The 19,377-nt window shown below is 62.1% G+C and carries 15 protein-coding genes and 1 pseudogene; 6 read left to right on the top strand and 10 right to left on the bottom strand.

Annotation, left to right across the window (positions count from 1 at the left end):
• The first annotated feature begins 31 nt into the window (after positions 1-31).
• A complete protein-coding gene (can, locus tag JFV30_RS03150; RefSeq protein WP_003214385.1) occupies positions 32-676 on the top strand; it encodes a carbonate dehydratase in 645 nt (214 codons plus the stop codon).
• Here can and JFV30_RS03145 read toward each other — a convergent pair.
• The 5 genes from JFV30_RS03145 to JFV30_RS03125 all read right to left on the bottom strand — a co-directional run bounded on the left by JFV30_RS03145 (position 673) and on the right by JFV30_RS03125 (position 6,339).
• Positions 673-1,197, bottom strand: a complete 525-nt coding sequence (locus tag JFV30_RS03145; protein WP_201121864.1) for an SET domain-containing protein-lysine N-methyltransferase — start codon at positions 1,195-1,197, stop codon at positions 673-675. The two genes, can and JFV30_RS03145, sit on opposite strands and share 4 nt — an antisense overlap.
• 171 nt (positions 1,198-1,368) lie before the next feature.
• A complete protein-coding gene (locus tag JFV30_RS03140; protein WP_201121862.1) occupies positions 1,369-2,538 on the bottom strand; it encodes a hypothetical protein in 1,170 nt (389 codons plus the stop codon).
• Positions 2,539-2,660: 122 nt separating this feature from the next.
• Entirely contained in the window at positions 2,661-4,361 is a 1,701-nt protein-coding gene (gene acpA / locus JFV30_RS03135) for an acid phosphatase (RefSeq protein WP_201121860.1), read from the bottom strand.
• A gap of 101 nt (positions 4,362-4,462) precedes the next feature.
• Complete coding sequence (locus JFV30_RS03130) at positions 4,463-4,783, bottom strand: hypothetical protein (RefSeq protein WP_201121859.1); 321 nt, start codon at positions 4,781-4,783, stop codon at positions 4,463-4,465.
• A gap of 137 nt (positions 4,784-4,920) precedes the next feature.
• Entirely contained in the window at positions 4,921-6,339 is a 1,419-nt protein-coding gene (locus JFV30_RS03125; protein WP_201121857.1) for a short-chain fatty acid transporter, read from the bottom strand.
• Positions 6,340-6,527: 188 nt separating this feature from the next.
• Between JFV30_RS03125 and JFV30_RS03120 the strand changes: the two genes are divergently transcribed.
• Positions 6,528-7,817, top strand: a complete 1,290-nt coding sequence (locus tag JFV30_RS03120) for an MFS transporter (protein WP_201121855.1) — start codon at positions 6,528-6,530, stop codon at positions 7,815-7,817.
• A gap of 3 nt (positions 7,818-7,820) precedes the next feature.
• Here the strand turns inward: JFV30_RS03120 and JFV30_RS03115 are convergent, their stop codons facing one another.
• Positions 7,821-9,191 (bottom strand): GntT/GntP/DsdX family permease, encoded by a 1,371-nt coding sequence (locus JFV30_RS03115; RefSeq protein WP_008437508.1) that lies wholly within the window; start codon positions 9,189-9,191, stop codon positions 7,821-7,823.
• Positions 9,192-9,408: 217 nt separating this feature from the next.
• Here JFV30_RS03115 and JFV30_RS03110 point away from each other — a divergent pair, with 217 nt between their 5' ends.
• Positions 9,409-10,314, top strand: coding sequence for a cation diffusion facilitator family transporter (locus JFV30_RS03110; protein ID WP_201121853.1), 906 nt, complete (start codon positions 9,409-9,411; stop codon positions 10,312-10,314).
• A gap of 3 nt (positions 10,315-10,317) precedes the next feature.
• Here the strand turns inward: JFV30_RS03110 and JFV30_RS03105 are convergent, their stop codons facing one another.
• Entirely contained in the window at positions 10,318-10,992 is a 675-nt protein-coding gene (locus tag JFV30_RS03105; protein ID WP_010177086.1) for a heavy metal response regulator transcription factor, read from the bottom strand.
• Positions 10,993-11,153: 161 nt separating this feature from the next.
• On the opposite strand from JFV30_RS03105, the gene JFV30_RS03100 reads away from it, so the two are divergent.
• The 3 genes and pseudogenes from JFV30_RS03100 to JFV30_RS03090 all read left to right on the top strand — a co-directional run bounded on the left by JFV30_RS03100 (position 11,154) and on the right by JFV30_RS03090 (position 16,708).
• The gene (locus tag JFV30_RS03100) at positions 11,154-12,398 is read left to right on the top strand and encodes a TolC family protein (RefSeq protein ID WP_201121851.1); all 1,245 of its coding nucleotides are present in this window, start codon (positions 11,154-11,156) and stop codon (positions 12,396-12,398) included.
• Between the two features lie 18 nt (positions 12,399-12,416).
• Positions 12,417-13,529: an efflux RND transporter periplasmic adaptor subunit gene (locus JFV30_RS03095; RefSeq protein ID WP_201121849.1), complete on the top strand. Its 1,113-nt coding sequence runs from the start codon at positions 12,417-12,419 to the stop codon at positions 13,527-13,529.
• An 18-nt stretch (positions 13,530-13,547) separates the two neighbouring features.
• Positions 13,548-16,708 (top strand): annotated as a pseudogene (locus JFV30_RS03090) (CusA/CzcA family heavy metal efflux RND transporter).
• 37 nt (positions 16,709-16,745) lie between these two features.
• Here JFV30_RS03090 and JFV30_RS03085 read toward each other — a convergent pair.
• From JFV30_RS03085 to JFV30_RS03075, 3 genes are all read right to left on the bottom strand, one after another.
• A complete protein-coding gene (locus tag JFV30_RS03085) occupies positions 16,746-18,149 on the bottom strand; it encodes a heavy metal sensor histidine kinase (protein WP_201121846.1) in 1,404 nt (467 codons plus the stop codon).
• Complete coding sequence (locus JFV30_RS03080; protein WP_169387084.1) at positions 18,146-18,820, bottom strand: heavy metal response regulator transcription factor; 675 nt, start codon at positions 18,818-18,820, stop codon at positions 18,146-18,148. Before JFV30_RS03080 ends, JFV30_RS03085 begins: the two co-directional genes overlap by 4 nt.
• Before the next feature lie 218 nt (positions 18,821-19,038).
• Positions 19,039-19,224 (bottom strand): hypothetical protein, encoded by a 186-nt coding sequence (locus tag JFV30_RS03075; protein ID WP_010177080.1) that lies wholly within the window; start codon positions 19,222-19,224, stop codon positions 19,039-19,041.
• Positions 19,225-19,377 lie beyond the last annotated feature (153 nt).

Genomic DNA, 19,377 nt, shown 5'->3' with positions numbered 1-19,377 from the left:
AAACTGCGCATCATTCCTGAGGCTTTCCCTGATGAACGAACTACAAGACCTGCTTGATAACAACGAACGCTGGGCAGATGCGATCAAACAGGAAGATCCCGAATTCTTCGCCAAGCTCGCCCGCCAGCAAACCCCGGAATACCTGTGGATCGGCTGTTCCGACGCCCGCGTACCGGCCAACGAGATCGTCGGCATGCTGCCGGGCGACCTGTTTGTACACCGCAACGTGGCCAACGTGGTGCTGCACACCGACCTCAATTGCCTGTCGGTGATCCAGTACGCCGTCGACGTGCTCAAGGTCAAACACATCCTCGTCACCGGCCACTACGGCTGTGGCGGCGTGCGCGCCTCGATGCAGGACAACCAGTTGGGCCTGATCGACGGCTGGCTGCGCACCATCCGTGACCTGTACTACGAAAACCGCGACGTGCTGGCCCAGTTGCCCACGGAGGAAGAACGCGTCGACCGCCTGTGCGAGCTGAACGTGATCCAGCAAGTGGCCAACGTCGGCCATACCAGCATTGTGCAAAACGCCTGGCATCGCGGGCAGAGCCTGTCGGTTCACGGCTGCATCTACGGGATCAAGGACGGTCGCTGGAAAAGCCTGAACACCACCATCAGTGGTTTCGAGCAGTTGCCGCCGCAATACCGCCTGCGCCCGCTGGGTGCGGTCTAAGGGCTTTTGCGCTGGCGCCACTGCTCCATGAACTGCTGACCTTCGGCGTTCAGAGGCTCGTTCATGCCGGTGATCCAGCCTCGACAGTTGAGCTCGCCACATTGGCAGCGAAACTGTCGGAACAACACGTCCTCGGTGTGGGCGTAATCCATGGTCAGCAGGGCGCCGGCGGCAACGGGTTGAACCGACCACAGTTCCAGGTACGTCATGTCGAGGAACACGTTCGGGTTGCATGAGTGCGACAGCAGACCGCTGAACCATGGGTCGTACAAGTGGATGCGCGAGGACATCTGCAACGTATGCAGGCGTCGCTCGCTCAGCGCATAGCCGGACACCTTGGCAATGCACAGACGGCTGTCAAAGGCGACGCGGGTCTTGATCCCTTCGCCTGAACCGTCCCGTGTACGCACCACCTCGTAGTCGCGGGTGGAGGGGTAGCCGTGTTCGCCCTGCAACATCACAAACGGGTAAAGGCAGTCATTCACGCAGGCGTTAGCCTTATCCATGGCTTGAGTTTTCATGACTCTCCAAGGGGGGCTGCATCGACCTGTCGGTGGTGGCTGGACTGCCAGTCTTGCAGCGGATGGGCGCGGCTCAAGACTCGCTGAAGTGGGATCCAATTTCTACTGTCGAATATGACAGTAGAAATTGGCTATCTTTCATGTAGGAAAATGTCCTGTCTGCAACTCGGGTCAAGGTGCCGGTGCATCTACCGACGGTGCTGGCACTGCGCTTTTCAATTGCCTCAGCTGAGTTTTGATCGCAGGCAGGGCGCACTTGGCGTTCGCTTGTTCGGGCGTCAGTTCACGGATCGACGTATAGAACAGCTCGCAGGTCTGCTCCTTGCGCGTCACCTGCCAGGTGTTCATGCAGCCTTTGAGCTGCACATTCGGATCACTGGCCGGCTTCTGGCCCATCGCGGCCTGCCAGCAGGCGGCGCTCAAATCCTGGCCCATCACCTTTAAACCGGCCTCATCGGCCTTTTGCTCGTCACCGTCATACGTGTCGGGGTTGGCGGCATACCAGATGTAGCTCGGGTGGTTGGCCCCCAGCACCGCGACCTGGCTCCCGGCGGCCGGGCTGATCTGCGCCAGGCCCAGTACGGCCACGGTTTGCCCGTATTGCTGTTTGATCCAGCTGCGCACCGGCGCCCCGAAGGCCACCATCGGCAGCGCGCCGCCCGCGTGCAGGCTCAGTTCCTTGACCATGCGTGTCTGGTAGTCGGTGAAATAGCTGTAGACGCCTTCCAGGTCTTTGCCCGCCGTGGCGGGAGCGGCGATCGGGGCGATGTCGATGATGGTCTGGTATTCCGGTGTTTGGGTCGCCGGGATGCCGTTGGCCGTGAGCAGGGTCGCCCAGCGGTCGGTGGTGGCCGACTCCAGGTAATCCTGGAAATGGGTCAGGGAGTAATCCGGCGGAAAGTGCAGCAGTTCGATGCTCTTGCGGTTCTCCAGGGCCATGCCCAGCGGCAGGAACAGGTACCAGTTGAACTGCCATTTGCCATCACTGTTGAGTTTGCTGGCGCCCTGGTAAGCCAGGTCGGCCGTGTCGAGCAAGGTGGTCAACGGCTGGCCGTAACCGTCCGGCACGCCGCTGAAGGTGGCAAGCACTTGGTCATGGTCGGTCTTGACGCTGACTTTGCCCCGGCTGTAACCGTCTCGCTGCAGGCTCTGGTTCAGGTAGTGCTCGACGGTCTGTTCCAGCGTCCAGGGACGAAAACAGATGACGTTGCAATTGTTCGGGTAAGCGAACAACTGGGTGACCCGTTGCGGGGTACCCAGCGGTACGCTGATGTCAGCCTGTACGACCGCACTCAAGGTCAGTGCGGCCAGGGTGAAAGACAACTTGGAGAGTTTGAACATGGATGGTTCCCTGTCAGCGAAAGCCCGTCTGCGCGGGGTGAATGCCCACCTTCACACAGTAGCGGTTGACCGGGAAAAGCGCGTAGAAAAACTGCGCGCTTGTCGCTTTTGAGTAAGTGCGTCTACACCGGGAAGTGCAGGGCGTTGCTCAAATCCCCCATGGGCTTTTGGCCCCGCGCGGTCATGGCGTCGTCACGCTGCTTGAGCCCGTCGAGGGTTTCCAGCTGGAACACCCGGGTGATCAGACGCAGGATCGACGCGGTGTCGTAGACGGTATGGTCCACCGTGCCCTTGCGCGCGAACGGCGAGACCACCAGTGCCGGAATCCGCGTGCCCGGGCCCCAACGATCGCCTTTTGGCGGTGCAACGTGGTCCCACCAGCCGCCGTTTTCATCGACGGTGACGATCACCACCATGTTCTTCCACTGCGGGCTTTCCTGCAGCACCTTCAAGGCGCGGGTGATATGCCGGTCGCCCGAAGCGACGTCGGCGTAACCGGCGTGCATATTCAGGTTGCCCTGGGGTTTGTAGAAGGTCACCGCAGGCAGCTTGCCGGCCTGGGCATCGGCGAAGAACTTGTTGGTGCTGGCGTCATCCCCCAGGCCGCCATCGCGCAGGCGTTTATTGCGCTCAGCCGGGTTTTCCGGGCCTTGCTGCTTGAAGTAGTTGAAGGGCTGGTGGTGGTACTGGAAGTTCGGAATCTTCGGAATGCCGCCCGAGTCCTTGAACTGATCCAGGGTTGCTTGCCACGCACCGGCGTACCAGGCCCAGTCGACGTTCTTTTTCGACAGTTTGTCGCCGATGTGCTCGTGGGTTTGTGGCACCAGCACGTTAGGCAAGTCGGGCTTGGAGTAATCCGGGCGCTCGGGGTCGCGAATCCAGGTCGGCCAATAAGGCGGGGCCAGGGTGTTCACGCCGAAACCGTCCGGGGTCAGTGCGCTGGGGCCGAATTGCGGCGGGCCGGTCATGGCGCTGGCCGGGGATTTGTCCAGAGGCTTGAGGCGCGGGTCGGTCGGGTCGTCGCTTTGCAGCGTGGCGATCTGTGCCTTGGCCACCGATTGCGCAGCGTTCGGGTACACCGGCGGGGTGGCGCTGATCAGGTATTGGTGGTTGAGGAACGATCCGCCAAACGCGCCCTGGAAGAAGTTATCGCAGAGCACAAACTCCTTCGCCACGTCCCACAAGCGCAGGGCGTAACGGCTCTGGGCGTAATGGCCCATCAGCAGGCCGCCGGAGTCGCCCCAGGCGACGAACGCATCGTTTTTACCGCCATTGATCTGCATCTGGTTCTGATAGAACACGTGCCACAAATCCCGGGTGACCAGGCTCAGCGGCTGGTCTTCGCCGTTCGGGCCCTTCAGGGCGTAGGGGGCGTTGGGCAGGTTTTCCTGGTATTGCACTTCGCTGGGGTAGGTCACGCCGTCCACGGTCTGCGGGCCGATTTGCAACACGCCGCCCCAGGTCGGGGGCAGCGTGCTCAGCAGGCTGCCGTCGCGGTCGCGTTGTTGATACTCAGCGGCGGTCAGGGCCGACAGGGGTTTCTCGACCCCGGGGAAATCAGCAAACAGGTTGTTGAAACTGCGGTTTTCGGCGTAGATCACCACCACGGTTTTAACCTGTTCGTGCAGGGCCTTGTCCAGCTCTTGCGGCGTCAGCGGGCGCTCCACCGGCTTGCCGGGTGCCTCGCTGGTATTGCCGCAGGCACTCAGGGTCGCACCCACGCCCAGCACGGCCGCGCCTCCCAGGAAGCGCCGCCGGCTGGTGTCGACTTGCGGTTTGGCTTCAATGTCGTGGGAAGGGCGGTCTTCGTGCTCGTCGCTCATTGCTGGGAGTTCCTGCTGGTTGAATGTTGCAAGATATTTCGCAGGACGGTAGCAATGCAATGTGACGGAACGAAGACAGTGCCTTGAACGCTACAGGCCACTCATAACAAGCGCAGTGCCAATTGGCTGCCGGCGCGCAAGTACTCCACCTGGGACGCCAGCGCATCCTTGACGATGGCTTCGCCCGTGTCGGTCAGCTTGGCTTTCTTGGCATCGATGACGCAGGACTGCAGCAGTTGCATGGCCACGTCCATGGCTTTCTGGAACGCCGTCACGTTGTTGTGCAGGCCAAACTCCTTGATAACAGTGGCCATGCGGCAATCGGCATTGTCGCGCAGGCCATGGTACTCAACGAACGACACGTTGCCGTCCTTGTAAATAGCATTGATCAACTCTTCCAGCGATTTGGATAGGGGCGTCATCGGATTTTCCTTGGGGGGTGTGAGGCGTCATCCGAATCAGGTTAATCAAAGGCGTTGGCGGCAGAAATCAGGGGTTGCCACCGTAGTGAGTGGGACAACCCCGACGCGTTTGATCAGAAAGGTTACTGGCAGCTCCCCTATGGCATCACTGGCGGCAAATATTTAAGCGTCGTGCCCAGCGCCCACAGCAAAAACAGCACCAGCGGCGTGTGCACCAGCAACTGCACAAACGAAAAGCCGATCAAATCCCGCGCCTTCAACCCCAGTACCCCCAGCAGCGGCAACATATAGAACGGGTTGATCAGGTTCGGCAGCGCCTCGGCAGCGTTGTAGATCTGCACCGCCCAGCCCAGGTGGTATTCCAGGTCATTGGCGACCTGCATCACGTACGGCGCCTCGATGATCCACTTGCCGCCGCCCGACGGGATAAAGAAGCCCAGCACTGCCGAATACACGCCCATCAACAGCGCGTAGGTGTCGTGGGACGCGATGGAGGTGAAGAAGGTCGAGATATGGTGAGCCAATGTCTGACCGTCGCCGCCCTTGACCACCGTCATCAACGCCGCAATCGAGCCATACAACGGGAACTGGATCAGCACCCCGGTGGTGGTCGGCACCGCGCGGGCCACGGCGTCGAGGAAGCTGCGCGGGCGCCAGTGCAGCAATGCGCCCACCATCAGGAACAGGAAGTTGTAGGTGTTGAGCCCCGAGATCGCGCTGATCGCCGGCTTGGTCGAGAACTCATGGAACAGCCACCCGGCCGCCAGTAACGCCAGCAGGATAGTCAGCAGCGGGCTGTGTTCCAGCCACTCGCCAGGGCGGGTTGGCGGTTGCGGCTTGGGCAGATTGAAGGCCGGGTCGACACCGCAGGCCTTGGCGTCACGCGCGGAGTTCGGCCCGGGTGCAGTGGCGTAGGCGATGATCAGCGAGACCACGATCAGTGCCAGCAACAGCACGCCGGATTGCCACAGGAAGATAGTGTCGGTAAACGGGATCATCCCGGTGATCGACAAAATCGACGGCGGCAAACTCGCCGGGTTGGCCTGCAACTGCGCCGCCGACGACGACAGCCCCAGCGCCCATACCGCGCCCAGGCCCAGATAGGCCGCAGCACCGGCCGCGCGGTAATCCATGCGCAAATCCGTACGACGGGCCAGTGCCCGCACCAGCAAGCCGCCGAACACCAGGGACAAGCCCCAGTTGAGCAACGAGGCGACCATCGAAATCAGCGCCACCCAGGCCACGGCGGAACGGCCGTTTTTCGGAATGCGCGCCAGGCGATCGATCAGTTTCACGGCGGGCGGGGAGCTGGCGACCACATAACCGCCAATCACCACGAAGGCCATTTGCATGGTGAACGGGATCAAACTCCAGAACCCGTCACCAAACGCCTTGGCGGCCTCGGTCGGCGCGGCGCCCATGCCCAGGGTCGCTACGGCGACGATGATCACCGCGAGGGCGGCAAACACCCAGGAGTCCGGGAACCAGCGCTCCGCGAAGTTGGAACAACGCAGGGCAAATCGGGCGTAGCGGCTTTCTTCGATAGCATCGGCCACGTTCAGTACCTCTATTTGTATTTATTATGGGGGCGGCAGTTTTGCTGCATGTTCCTCTACGGTTATTCATTTGGGAATGTAGTTATCTTCATTGATCAATGAGTAAAGCAAATATATCCAGCGTGATTGCCATCACCCGGCCCAGCTCATAACCTGCAGGCCATTTTGTTTGTCTGCCGAGCTTGCACATGACTGCCACCTCTTATCCACAGGCGCAGCGTTTCTCCCGCTCCGACTACAAAACCCTGGGCCTGGCTGCCCTGGGCGGGGCCCTGGAAATCTACGACTTCATCATCTTCGTATTTTTCGCGCTGACCCTGAGCCAACTGTTCTTCCCGCCGGAAATGCCCGAATGGCTGCGCCTGCTGCAAAGCTTCGGCATCTTCGTCACCGGCTACCTCGCTCGCCCGCTGGGCGGGATCCTGATGGCACATTTTGCCGATCACCTGGGCCGCAAGCGGGTGTTCAGCCTGAGCATCCTGATGATGGCGCTGCCGTGCCTGCTGATCGGGATCATGCCCACCTACGCACACATCGGTTATTTCGCGCCCTTGATCCTGCTGGCGCTGCGCATCCTCCAGGGCGCGGCGGTGGGCGGGGAAGTGCCCAGCGCCTGGGTATTTGTCGCCGAGCACGCCCCGGACAACCATCGCGGTTACGCCTTGGGCTTCCTGCAGGCCGGGCTGACCTTCGGCTACCTGCTCGGCGCGCTGACCGCGACGCTGCTGGCGCAAGTCTTCACCCCGGCAGAAATCCTCGACTACGCCTGGCGCTTCCCGTTCCTGCTCGGCGGCGTATTTGGCGTGATCGGCGTCTGGCTGCGGCGCTGGCTCAGCGAAACCCCGGTGTTCCTGCAGATGCAGGCCCGCCGCCAGGCTGGCGCCGAATTACCCCTGCGCACCGTCCTGCGGGAACACCGCAACGCGCTGCTGCCGGCCATGATCCTCACCTGCGTGCTCACTTCAGCCGTGGTGGTATTGGTCGTCATCACCCCGACCATGATGCAGAAAACCTTCGGCATGAGCCCCAGCCACACCTTCGCCCTGAGTGCGTTGGGCATCGTGTTCCTGAACATCGGTTGCGTGCTGGCCGGCCTGCTGGTGGACCGCATCGGCGCGTGGCGCGCGGTGTTGGTCTACAGCCTGCTGCTGCCGGTGGGGATCGCCGTGCTGTATGCCAGCCTGATTGCGGGCGGCGTGTGGCTGGGCGCGGCGTATGCGATTGCCGGTTTGAGTTGCGGGGTGGTGGGGGCCGTGCCGTCGGTGATGGTCAGCCTGTTCCCGGCGCAGGTGCGCGTGTCGGGGATTTCCTTCACCTACAACATTGCGTATGCGCTGTGGGCAAGTACCACGCCGCTGATGTTGATCGCGTTGATGCCTGCCAGCCCGTGGATCTGCGTGGTGTATTGCGTGGTGATGGGCGCGGTGGGCGCAGTGAGTGCGGCGCATTTTGGCAAGCGCCGCACCCAGGCAGGGTAAGGCTTACGTCAGGAAGTGCCACATCAGCAGTGTGCCGACCAGGCCGACCACCGACACGATGGTCTGCAACACCGACCACACCCAAATCGTCTGCTTCAGTTGCAAGCCGAAGTACTCCCGCACCATCCAGAAGCCGGCGTCGTTGACGTGGCAGAAGAACACCGAGCCGGCACCAATCGCCAGGGCCACCAGTGAGCTTTGCGTCGCCGCCAGACCCGCCATCATCGGCGCCAGAATGCCCGCCGTTGTCGTCGTGGCAACGGTCGCCGAACCGGTGGCCTGACGCAGCGCCACGGCAATCAGCCAAGCCAGCAACAGGTACGGCATGTGCGCGCCTTCGGCCACTTTGCTGATGGTCTGGCTCACGCCGGCATCCAGCAACGTTTGCTTCAACCCGCCACCCGCGCCGATGGTCAACAACAGTACCGCGATCGGCGCCAGCGCTTTACGCAAGGTATTGCCCACATCGGCCCGCGGCATGCCGCTGGCCCAACCCAGGCAAATCACCGCCGCAATCACCGCCAGGCCCAGCGCGATCAGTGGCTCACCGAGGAACTTCAAGGTCAGCGCCACCGGGCTTTCCGGCGACATGGCGACCTTGGCCAGGGTGCTCCCGAGCATCAGGATCACCGGCAACAGAATGATCAGCAGCGACACACCAAAACTCGGCTGGCGCGGCGCCTTGGGCGGTGCACTGAACAGTGCGCCAATGTCGGCCGGCTCATCCACGTGCATGCGCTTGGACAGCCAGTTGCCGTACAACGGGCCGGCCAGAATCACGGCCGGCACGGCGAGGCAAAAGCCCAGCAACATGGTCAGCCCCAGGTCGGCGTGCAAGGCGCTGACTGCAATCAACGGCCCTGGGTGCGGAGGCATCAGGGCGTGCAGGGTGGTCATGCCCGCCAGCGCCGGGATCGCGATTTTCAGCAGCGGCTGGTTCGAACGCTTGGCCATCACAAAGATGATCGGCACCATCATCACCAGGCCCACTTCGAAGAACAGCGGCAAGCCAATCACCATTGCCACCAGCGCCATCACCCAGGGCAACGACTTGCCCTTGCCCAGGCCGAGCAGGGTAGTGGCGATACGGTCGGCAGCCCCGGATTCGGCCATCAACGCGCCGAGCATCGAGCCCAGGGCAATGATGATCCCGGCTTCACCGAGGATCGCCCCGGCGCCTTTGCTGAACGCCTTGGCCACTTCTTCCGGCGGCAAGCCCGCGCCGACACCGGCGATAAACGTGCCGATCAGGATCGACAGGAACGGCGGCAGCTTGGTGGCGCTGATCAACACAATGATGCTGGCGATGGCCAGCAGTACGCAGAACATGAGGCGGGTGTCGTGAACCATCCACGCGGCAGTCGATAACTCCAAAACGGGACTCCTTATCGAACAGGTTGGCTAATGTGTTTCTTTTTGTTTCCTGCTCGAAAAGCATACCTGATAGAACGGTTCCAGAGCGTTCATGTTCAATTTTGGTGCGCACCGCGTAACGCCCGCCTGACGACGTGATGACAATTTCGTAACCCATGCCGGTGGTTTTGGCCTATAGCTCTATGATCAACCGGACGACGACCCACGAGGACATTTCATGAGCGCAGGACACAGCCACGCCCAAGTACGCGCCGGCCACGAACGCAAGTTATGGATCGCCCTGGGGCTGACCTCGAGTTTCATGCTTGCCGAGGTGGTCGGTGCCTTTATCACCGGCAGCCTGGCGCTGTTGTCCGACGCCGCCCACATGATGACCGACGCCCTGGCCCTGGCAATTTCCCTGGTGGCGATCCAGGTGGCCAAGCGCCCCGCCGACCGCAAGCGCACCTTTGGCTATGCGCGTTTCGAGATTCTGGCGGCGGCGTTTAACGCGCTGCTGCTGTTCGCCGTGGCGTTCTACATCCTTTATGAGGCGTATCAACGGCTGCAGGCGCCCGCCGAGATCCAGTCCACCGGCATGCTGGTGATCGCCGTGCTGGGGCTGATCGTCAACCTGATTTCCATGCGGTTGCTGAGTGCGGCCAGCGGCGAAAGCCTCAACGTGAAGGGCGCTTATCTGGAAGTCTGGAGCGACATGCTCGGCTCCATCGGCGTGATCATCGCGGCGCTGGTTATCATGTACACCGGCTGGGGCTGGGTGGATTCGGTGGTGGCTGCGGCGATTGGCTTCTGGGTGTTGCCACGCACCTGGACCCTGCTCAAGGAAAGCATGAACGTGCTGCTGCAAGGTGTGCCGGATGGCATCGATATCGACGAGGTCGAGCAGGCGCTTCGTGGTGTGCCCGGAGTAAAGGACGTACACGACCTGCATATCTGGGCGCTCACCAGCGGCAAGAATGTGCTGAGTACTCACTTGGTGGCGGATTCGGCGCAAGGCTCCGAGCAACAGATCCTCAGCCAGGTGACGGAATTACTGCATGAACAATTCGATATTTCCCACGCCACCATTCAGGTGGAGGGCGACGGCTTTCACCACGACGAGCATGACGAGGTGCACGCCTGAGGACTACTCACGGTCTTCCAGCACATAACCCACGCCGCGCAGGGTGTGGATCAACTTGCGCTCGAACGGGTCATCAATCTTCGCCCGCAGGCGGCGGATCGACACTTCCACCACATTGGTGTCGCAATCAAAATTCATGTCCCACACGAACGAGATAATTTGCGTGCGGGACAGCACCACGCCGCTCTGGCGCATCAGCAAATGCAGCAGGGCGAATTCCTTGGTGGTCAGGTCGATGCGCTGCAAGCCGCGAAATGCCCGGTGGCGGCCCTGATCCAGTTCCAGGTCGGCCACCCGCAACACATCCGGCACCGGCGAGTGCGTGCTGCGGCGCATCAAGGTGCGCACCCGCGCCAGTAATTCGGGGAATTCAAACGGCTTGACCAGGTAATCATCGGCGCCCAGGTCCAGGCCCTTGATCCGGTCGGCGAGGCGGCCCTGGGCGGTCAGCATCATGATGCGCGTGCTGCTGTTCTGGCGGATGCGCTGCAGCACGTCCCAGCCATCCATCAACGGCAGGTTTACATCCAGCATCACCAGGTCGTAGGCGTGCTGGCGGGACAAATGCAAGCCGTCGGCACCGGTGGCGGCACAGTCGACGATATAGCCACTTTCGCTCAACCCCTGATGTAAGTAATCGGCGGTTTTAGGTTCGTCTTCGATAACCAGAATACGCATGTCGAGGATCCAGCCGGGCAGTGGAAAAGTTGGCCGCAGCTTAAAGCAAAAGCCCGGGGCAGAGCCGTTGCTAACGGATTTGTAATGTTCTGGCCACTCCTCTGATAAGTACCGAAAGTTACATTGCCCACCTGTTAATTCATGGGCATGGAACTCTTGTTATGCCAACGTTCATACGCAAATTACTGTGGGTGGCAGGCGCCTTGTCGACTGTCTTTTTATTGGCCACTGCGACGGTTCAAGAGGCGTCGGCGCAAACCCTGACCCTCGAATCGGCCTTGCAAACCGCCTTCGCCAACAACCCGGAGATGGCCGCTGCGCAATGGGAAATCGACATCGCCCAGGGCGGTCGCCAGCAGGCTGGGTTGATCCCCAACCCGGTCGCTTCCTGGGATGCCGAAGACACCCGCCGCAACTCACGCACCACCACCGTCAAACTGAGCCAAACCCTGGAATTGGGTGGCAAGCGCGGCGCCCGGATTGACGTGGCCACCCGCGCCCAGGAAGCCGCCGCTCTGACCCTGGAACAGCGCCGCAATGTGCTGCGGGCAGAGGTCATCGACGGCTACTACGGCGCGCTTCGGGCCCAGGAACGCCTCGACCTGGCCCAACGCTCACTGGCACTGGCCGAGCGCGGCCTGGTGGTTGCCAATGGCCGTGTCACCGCCGGTAAATCGTCCCCGGTGGAAGCCACACGCGCCCAGGTGCAGCTCTCGGAAATTCGCCTGGAATTCAACCGCGCGCAAATGGGCCTGATCGACGCCTATCGCCGCCTCGCCGCCAGCACCGGCGCGGCCAGCACCGACTTCCAGGCCGTGGCCGCCCAGTCCCAGGCGGCGCCGACATTACCGTCGCCCGCGCAGTTGCTGGGGCGACTGGAACAAACTGCCGAACTGCGCCTGGCCGAACTGCAAATCGTCCAGGGCGAGGCGGCCCTGGGCCTGGAAAAAGCCCAGCGCATTCCCGACCTCGACGTGTCCATCGGCAGCCAATACGACGCCAGCGCGCGTGAGCGGGTCAACGTGGTGGGGGTGTCGATGCCGATCCCGCTGTTCAACCGCAACCAGGGCAACGTACTCGCCGCCAGCCGCCGCGCCGACCAGGCCCGCGACCTGCGCAACGCCGCCGAGCTGCGCCTGCGCACCGAGACTCGCCAGGCCCTGGACCTGTGGCAAACCGCGAATACCGAAGTGCGCTCGTTCAACCAACAGATCCTGCCCGCCGCCCAAAGCGCGGTGGACAGCGCCACCCGTGGCTTCGAAATGGGCAAGTTCAATTTCCTCGACGTGCTCGACGCCCAGCGCACCTTGATTGCGGCCCGTACCCAATACCTCGTGGCGACCGCTCAGGCGACTGACGCCTGGGTGCGCATCGAACGGATTTACGGCGACCTCGCCCGGTTTTGATTTTTTCAGGAGCGTTCCATGAACCACAAACACAGGATGGCGCTGGCCGTTGCGCTGATGCTGGCATGGCCGACCCTCAGCGGTGCGGCAGAGGCGGAAGAAGAAGGCAAACTTGAGTTGACCGACCAGCAAATCCAGGCCGCCGGCATTCAACTCGCGCCCGCCCAATCCCGGCAGATCAGCACCGTGCTGTCACTGCCGGGCGAGGTGCGATTCGACGAAGACCGCACCTCCCACATCGTGCCGCGTGCCGCCGGCGTGGTGGAGTCGGTGACGGTCAACCTCGGGCAGTCGGTGAAGAAGGGCGAGCTGTTGGCGGTGATCGCCAGCCAGCAGATTTCCGATCAGCGCAGCGAGCTGGCGGCCAGCCAACGTCGGGTCGAACTCGCCCGCACCACCTTCCAGCGCGAGCGCCAGTTATGGCAGGACAAGATCTCCGCCGAACAGGATTACCTGCTGGCGCGCCAGGCGCTGCAAGAGGCCGAAATCGCCCTGAACAACGCCCGGCAAAAGATGAACGCCCTGAGCGGCAGCGCCGTATTGGTGGGCGGCAATCGCTACGAACTGCGTGCGCCGTTCGACGGCGTGGTGGTGGAAAAACACCTCGGCGTCGGTGAGGTGGTGAGCGAGACTAGCAACGCCTTCACCCTGTCGGACCTGTCCCAGGTGTGGGTCACCTTCGGCGTGTTTCCCAAAGACTTGAACAAGGTCCAGGTCGGCAAGCCGGTGAAGGTCACCTCCTCGGAAATGGGCACCGAAGTGCTCGGCACCGTGGCCTATGTCGGCAACTTGCTGGGGGAGCAGACCCGCACCGCCACCGTGCGCGTCACGGTGCAGAACCCTGACGACTCGTGGCGCCCAGGCTTGTTCGTCGCCGTGCAGGTCGCTACCGATACGTATCAGGCCAAGGTGACGGTGCCGCAGGAAGCAATCCAGACCGTCGAGGACAAACCCTCGGTGTTTGTGCGAACCCCCGACGGCTTCATGACTCGCCATCTCGAATTGGGCGTCAGCGAAAACGGTTTTGTCGAAGTGCGCCAGGGCCTCGACGCCGGAGCGCAGGTGGCCACGGTCGGCAGCTTCATCCTCAAGTCCGAATTGGGCAAGGCCTCGGCCGAGCACGCCCATTGATCCTGCGAGTGATTTCCCATGTTTGAGCGCCTTATCCAATTCGCTATCGAGCAGCGCATCATCGTGCTGTTGGCGGTGCTGTTGATGGCCGGTGTCGGTATCGCCAGCTATCAGAAACTGCCCATCGACGCGGTGCCCGACATCACCAACGTGCAGGTGCAGATCAACTCGGCGGCGGCGGGGTTTTCGCCGCTGGAAACCGAGCAGCGCATCACCTTTCCGATTGAAACCGCCATGGCCGGGCTGCCGGGTTTACAGCAGACCCGCTCGCTGTCGCGCTCGGGTTTGTCCCAGGTCACGGTGATTTTCAAGGACGGCACCGACCTGTTCTTCGCCCGTCAACTGGTCAACGAGCGCTTGCAGGTGGCCCGCGAGCAATTACCGGATGGCATCGAAACCATGATGGGGCCGATTTCCACCGGGCTCGGGGAAATTTTCCTGTGGACCGTGGAAGCGAAAGACGGCGCGCGCAAGGACGACGGCTCAGTTTATACGCCGACCGATCTGCGGGTGATCCAGGACTGGATCATCAAGCCGCAACTGCGCAACGTGCCGGGCGTGGCCGAGATCAATACCATCGGCGGCTTTGCCAAGGAATACCAGATCGCCCCGGACCCCAAGCGCCTGGCGGCCTATAACCTGACCTTGAGTGACCTGGTCACTGCGCTGGAGCGCAACAACGCCAACGTCGGCGCCGGCTACATCGAACGCAGCGGCGAGCAATTGCTGATCCGCGCGCCGGGGCAAGTCGGGTCCATCGACGACATCGCCAACATTGTGATCACCACGTCCGACGGCACGCCGATTCGGGTGCGCAACGTCGCGCAAGTCGATATCGGCCGTGAGTTGCGTACCGGCGCCGCCACCGAAAATGGCCGCGAAGTGGTGCTGGGTACGGTGTTCATGTTGATCGGCGAAAACAGCCGCACCGTGTCCCTGGCGGTCGCGAAAAAACTCGAAGAGATCAACCGCTCGCTGCCGGAAGGCGTGGTCGCCGTCACCGTCTACGACCGTACCAACCTGGTGGAAAAAGCCATCAGTACGGTGAAGAAAAACCTCTTCGAAGGGGCGCTGCTGGTGGTGGCGGTGCTGTTCCTGTTCCTCGGCAACATCCGCGCCGCGCTGATCACCGCGATGGTCATTCCCCTGGCCATGTTGTTCACCTTTACCGGGATGTTTACCAACAAGGTCAGCGCCAACCTGATGAGCCTCGGCGCCCTGGATTTCGGGATTATCGTCGACGGCGCAGTGGTGATCGTCGAGAACGCCATCCGCCGCCTGGCCCACGCCCAGCAGCGCCACGGGCGGTTGTTGACCCGCAGCGAGCGCCTGCATGAAGTGTTTGCGGCGGCCAAGGAAGCGCGGCGTGCGCTGATCTTCGGGCAGTTGATCATCATGGTGGTGTACCTGCCGATCTTTGCCCTTACCGGCGTTGCCGGGAAGATGTTCCACCCGATGGCTTTCACCGTGGTGATCGCGCTGCTGGGGGCGATGATTCTGTCTGTCACCTTTGTGCCGGCGGCGATTGCGTTGTTCGTGACCGGCAAGGTCAAGGAAGAAGAAAACCTGGTGATGCGCACCGCACGGCGTGTCTACGCGCCAGTGTTGGATTGGGTGATGACGCGCCGGCCGCTGGTGTTCGGTCTGGCGGTGTTGACCATCGTTGCGTCGGGCCTGGTGGCCAGCCGCATGGGCAGCGAATTTATCCCCAGCCTCAGCGAAGGTGACTTCGCCCAACAAGCATTGCGCGTGCCGGGCACCAGCCTGACGCAATCGGTGCACATGCAGCAGCAACTGGAAAAACCTTGATGGCCGGGGTGCCGGAAATCGAACGGGTATTTGCCCGCACCGGCACCGCGGAAATCGCCTCCGACCCGATGCCGCCGAACATCTCCGACAGCTACGTGATGCTCAAACCCAAGGACCAGTGGCCCGACCCGAAGAAGTCCCGCGAGGCAATCATCGCCGACATCCAGCGCGCCAGTGCGATTGTGCCGGGCAGCGTGTATGAGTTGTCGCAACCGATCCAGTTGCGCTTCAACGAGTTGATTTCCGGGGTGCGCAGTGACGTGGCGGTGAAGGTGTTTGGTGACGACATGGCGGTGCTCAACAAGACCGCCGGGGAAATTGCCGAGACCTTGCAAACCCTCCAGGGCGCCTCGGAAGTGAAGGTGGAACAGACCTCTGGCCTGCCGGTGCTGACCATCAATATCGACCGCGACAAGGCCGCGCGTTTTGGCCTGAATGTGGGCGATGTGCAAGACACGATTGCCGTCGCCGTGGGTGGGCGCCAGGCCGGGACGATGTACGAAGGCGACCGGCGTTTCGACATGGTCGTGCGGTTGTCCGACGCGCTGCGCACCGACATCGAAGGCTTGTCGCGGTTGCTGATCCCGATTCCGGCGCTGGCGAACAACGCGGCGGGGCAGTTGGGGTTTATCGCACTGTCGGAAGTCGCCAGCCTGGACCTGGTGCTCGGCCCCAACCAGATCAGCCGCGAAAACGGCAAGCGCCTGGTGATCGTCAGCGCCAACGTGCGTGGGCGGGACATCGGTTCGTTTGTCGAGGAGGCCGGGGCTGCCATCGACGCCCAGGTGAAAATCCCTGCGGGTTACTGGACCACCTGGGGCGGCCAGTTCGAACAGTTGAAGGAAGCCTCCGAGCGCCTGCGCATCGTGGTGCCGGTGGCGTTGCTGCTGGTGTTCGGGCTGCTGTTCATGATGTTCAACAACCTCAAGGACGGGCTGCTGGTGTTCACCGGGATTCCCTTCGCGTTGACCGGCGGGATCATGGCGCTTTGGCTGCGGGACATTCCGCTGTCGATCTCGGCGGGTGTGGGCTTTATCGCGCTGTCGGGGGTGGCGGTGCTGAACGGGCTGGTGATGATTGCCTTCATTCGCAACCTGCGGGAAGAGGGGCGCTCATTGTCGGTAGCGATCAACGAAGGCGCCCTGACGCGCTTGCGCCCGGTGTTGATGACGGCGTTGGTGGCGTCGCTGGGGTTTATCCCCATGGCCCTGGCCGCCGGCACCGGCGCCGAAGTGCAGCGCCCGTTGGCGACGGTGGTGATTGGCGGGATTATCTCCTCGACGCTGCTGACCCTGCTGGTATTGCCGGCGCTGTATCACTGGGCGCATCGGCGTGAAGAACAGCAAGACCGCCTGATGCCTGACCAATAACCTGTGGTGGGGGAGCAAGCTCCCTCACCACAATGGTTTATTGGCAGATAGCGTTGGTATGAAGGGGAAACACCAACCGAAACACAGTGAAATCTCCGGGCTCGCTGCTGACTTCTGCCCGGCCTTGATGCAGGGTCATGATCGACCGCACGATGGCCAGCCCCAGCCCGGTCCCCCCTTCGGAGCGGGCGCGGCTGCTGTCGACGCGGTAGAAACGCTCGAACAGGTTCGGCAGGTGGTGCGCTTCAATCCCCGGGCCCGGGTTGCCCACCGACAGCGACACCTGCTGCCCGTGGGTTTCCACCTGCAACGACACCGTGGAAGCGTGCCGGGTATGCCGGATGGCATTGGACAACAAGTTGGAAATCGCCCGCTGAATCATCAGGCGGTCGCCATGCACCGAGGCATCGCCGTTGAGGCTCAGGGTCAGGTGCTTGTCTTCGGCACTCAAGGCAAACAATTCCATGACCCGGCGTGCTTCGTCGGCCAGGGACACGGGCGCAAACGAAACCCGCGCCGTCGGGTGGCTGACCTGCGCCAGGAACAGCATGTCGGAGACGATCCGTGCCAGGCGTTCCATCTCTTCGGTGCTGGATTCCAGTACCGCCTTGTACTCCTGGGGCGGTCGCTCACGAGACAACGTCACCTGCGCCTTGCCCATCAAGTTGGTCAGCGGCGCACGGAGTTCATGGGCCAGGTCATCGGAGAACTGCGACAACTGCTGCACCCCGCCGTCCAGGCGCTGCAGCATGAAGTTGATGCCTTGCGCCAGCTCGCCCAGCTCCTTGGGCAAGTTATCCACAGCCAGCCGATGAGTCAGGTCCTGGGTGGTGACCTTGGCGGCGACGCGGCTGAACTGTTGCAGCGGCGCCAGCCCGCGTTGCACCACCCACCAGGCGCCAATGCCGATCAGCAGCAACAGCAGCGGCAGGGCGATCACCGTGGAGCGCAGGTACGCACTGAGCAAGGCCTGATCGTCCATGCGGTCGAGCGACAGCAACACCCGCACGCGTTCGCCGCTGGCCAGGCGCATCAGGCTGGAGGCACTCAGCACTTGGTTGCCGTTGCTGTCGTCCCAGTTCAGGTAGCCGAGGGTTTGCCGCGGGGCGAAGTCGGTCAGCAACGGTTCCTGGGGCTTGGCGCCGACACTGAGCAGCACCGCGTCATCGGGCGCGGTGCCAACGATGGTCAGGTAAAAATTGTCATGCCCCATGACCAGGTCCATCAGCGAGTGCGGGCGGGCCTGGATGGCGCGGGTGTCCAGGCCCAGGGCCAGGCTGTGCTGGATCTGCTCCATCTTGCTTTCCAGGCCCTTGCGCGCCAGGTTCTCAAGCTCGTGGGTCAGCGCCAGGTACGCCAGCGTCGCGAGCAACACCACCAGGCCCGCGCCCATCAGGCTCACCGTCAGGCCAAGGCGCATCGACAGGCTGCTGGATCTCATTGACGGGCCTCCAGCACATAACCCACGCCACGAATGGTGTGGATCAGCTTGACGTCACTCTGGTCATCGACCTTGGCCCGCAAGCGGCTGATGGAGACTTCCACCACGTTGGTGTCGCAGTCGAAATTCATGTCCCAGACCAGGGAAATAATCTGCGTGCGGGTCAGCACTTCGCCGGACTGGCGCATCAACACATGCAGCAGGGCGAACTCTTTGGTGGTCAGGTCGATGCGCCGAGTGCCGCGGTATGCGCGGTGGCGGCGCGGGTCCAGTTCCAGGTCCGACACACGAAATACGTCCGGCACCGGTATGTGTTCACTGCGGCGCAACAGGGTACGCACGCGGGCCAGCAGTTCGGGAAACTCGAAGGGTTTGACCAGGTAATCGTCGGCGCCCATGTCCAGGCCCTTGATCTTGTCGGTCAGCCGGCCACGGGCGGTCAGCATCATCACCCGTTGGTTGCTGTCGCGACGCAGCTGCTCCAGCACGTCCCAGCCGTCCCTGGCCGGCAGGTTTACATCGAGAATCACCAGTTCATAGGCGTGTTGCCCGGCCAGGTGCAGGCCGTCCACACCGCTGGCCGCACAGTCGACCACGTAACCGCTTTCGGTCAGGCCCTGCTGCAGGTAGGCGGCAGTCTTTTGCTCGTCCTCAACCACAAGGATACGCATGGGGATTTACCTTTTATTGATAGAGAGAGGCTGCGATTCGAATTTTCGGAAGCCTGAAGGCTGAAGTAGCTTCAGGGTCAATCAACCAGTTTGTGACTGGTTGTTGCGCTGCAATCCTGCGGACAAAAAAAACGCCCCATCCGGGGCGTTAAAAATTCATCTCTTTCCAAAGGAGCTACACAAAAGCTTCAGAGATGAATGTGCTCGGTGTGCGCCGTTCAGATCGACTGCTTCTGTGCGTCGGCGGGCGCGGCCTCGGCCACGGACTGTTCGCCGTGGACCTGCTGCTGTTGCTGGCGGAACTCGGCGAGAAATTGCCGGGAACGGTCGGCACCGTCGTCGGCCAGGGCGACGGTGGATGTAGCGCCGAGAAAGCTGATCAATAACACGTAAGATGGCTTCATGACTGTCCTCCAATTAAGGCGTGTGCCGTTAGTTGGGTCCAGTATATGAAGTTCAACTTAACGAGAAGGTGAGGCGCATATTACAGTTCTGACAGACTTCAAATTGTGAACAGATGTTAGTCAACGGCAAGTGAATGTAAGCACCTGCCGTTG

The sequence above is a fragment of the Pseudomonas sp. TH32 genome, assembly GCF_016650855.1.
Lineage (GTDB): Bacteria > Pseudomonadota > Gammaproteobacteria > Pseudomonadales > Pseudomonadaceae > Aquipseudomonas.
Note: the sequence above shows the minus strand (reverse complement) of the source record. Positions and strands in the feature narration are given on the sequence as shown.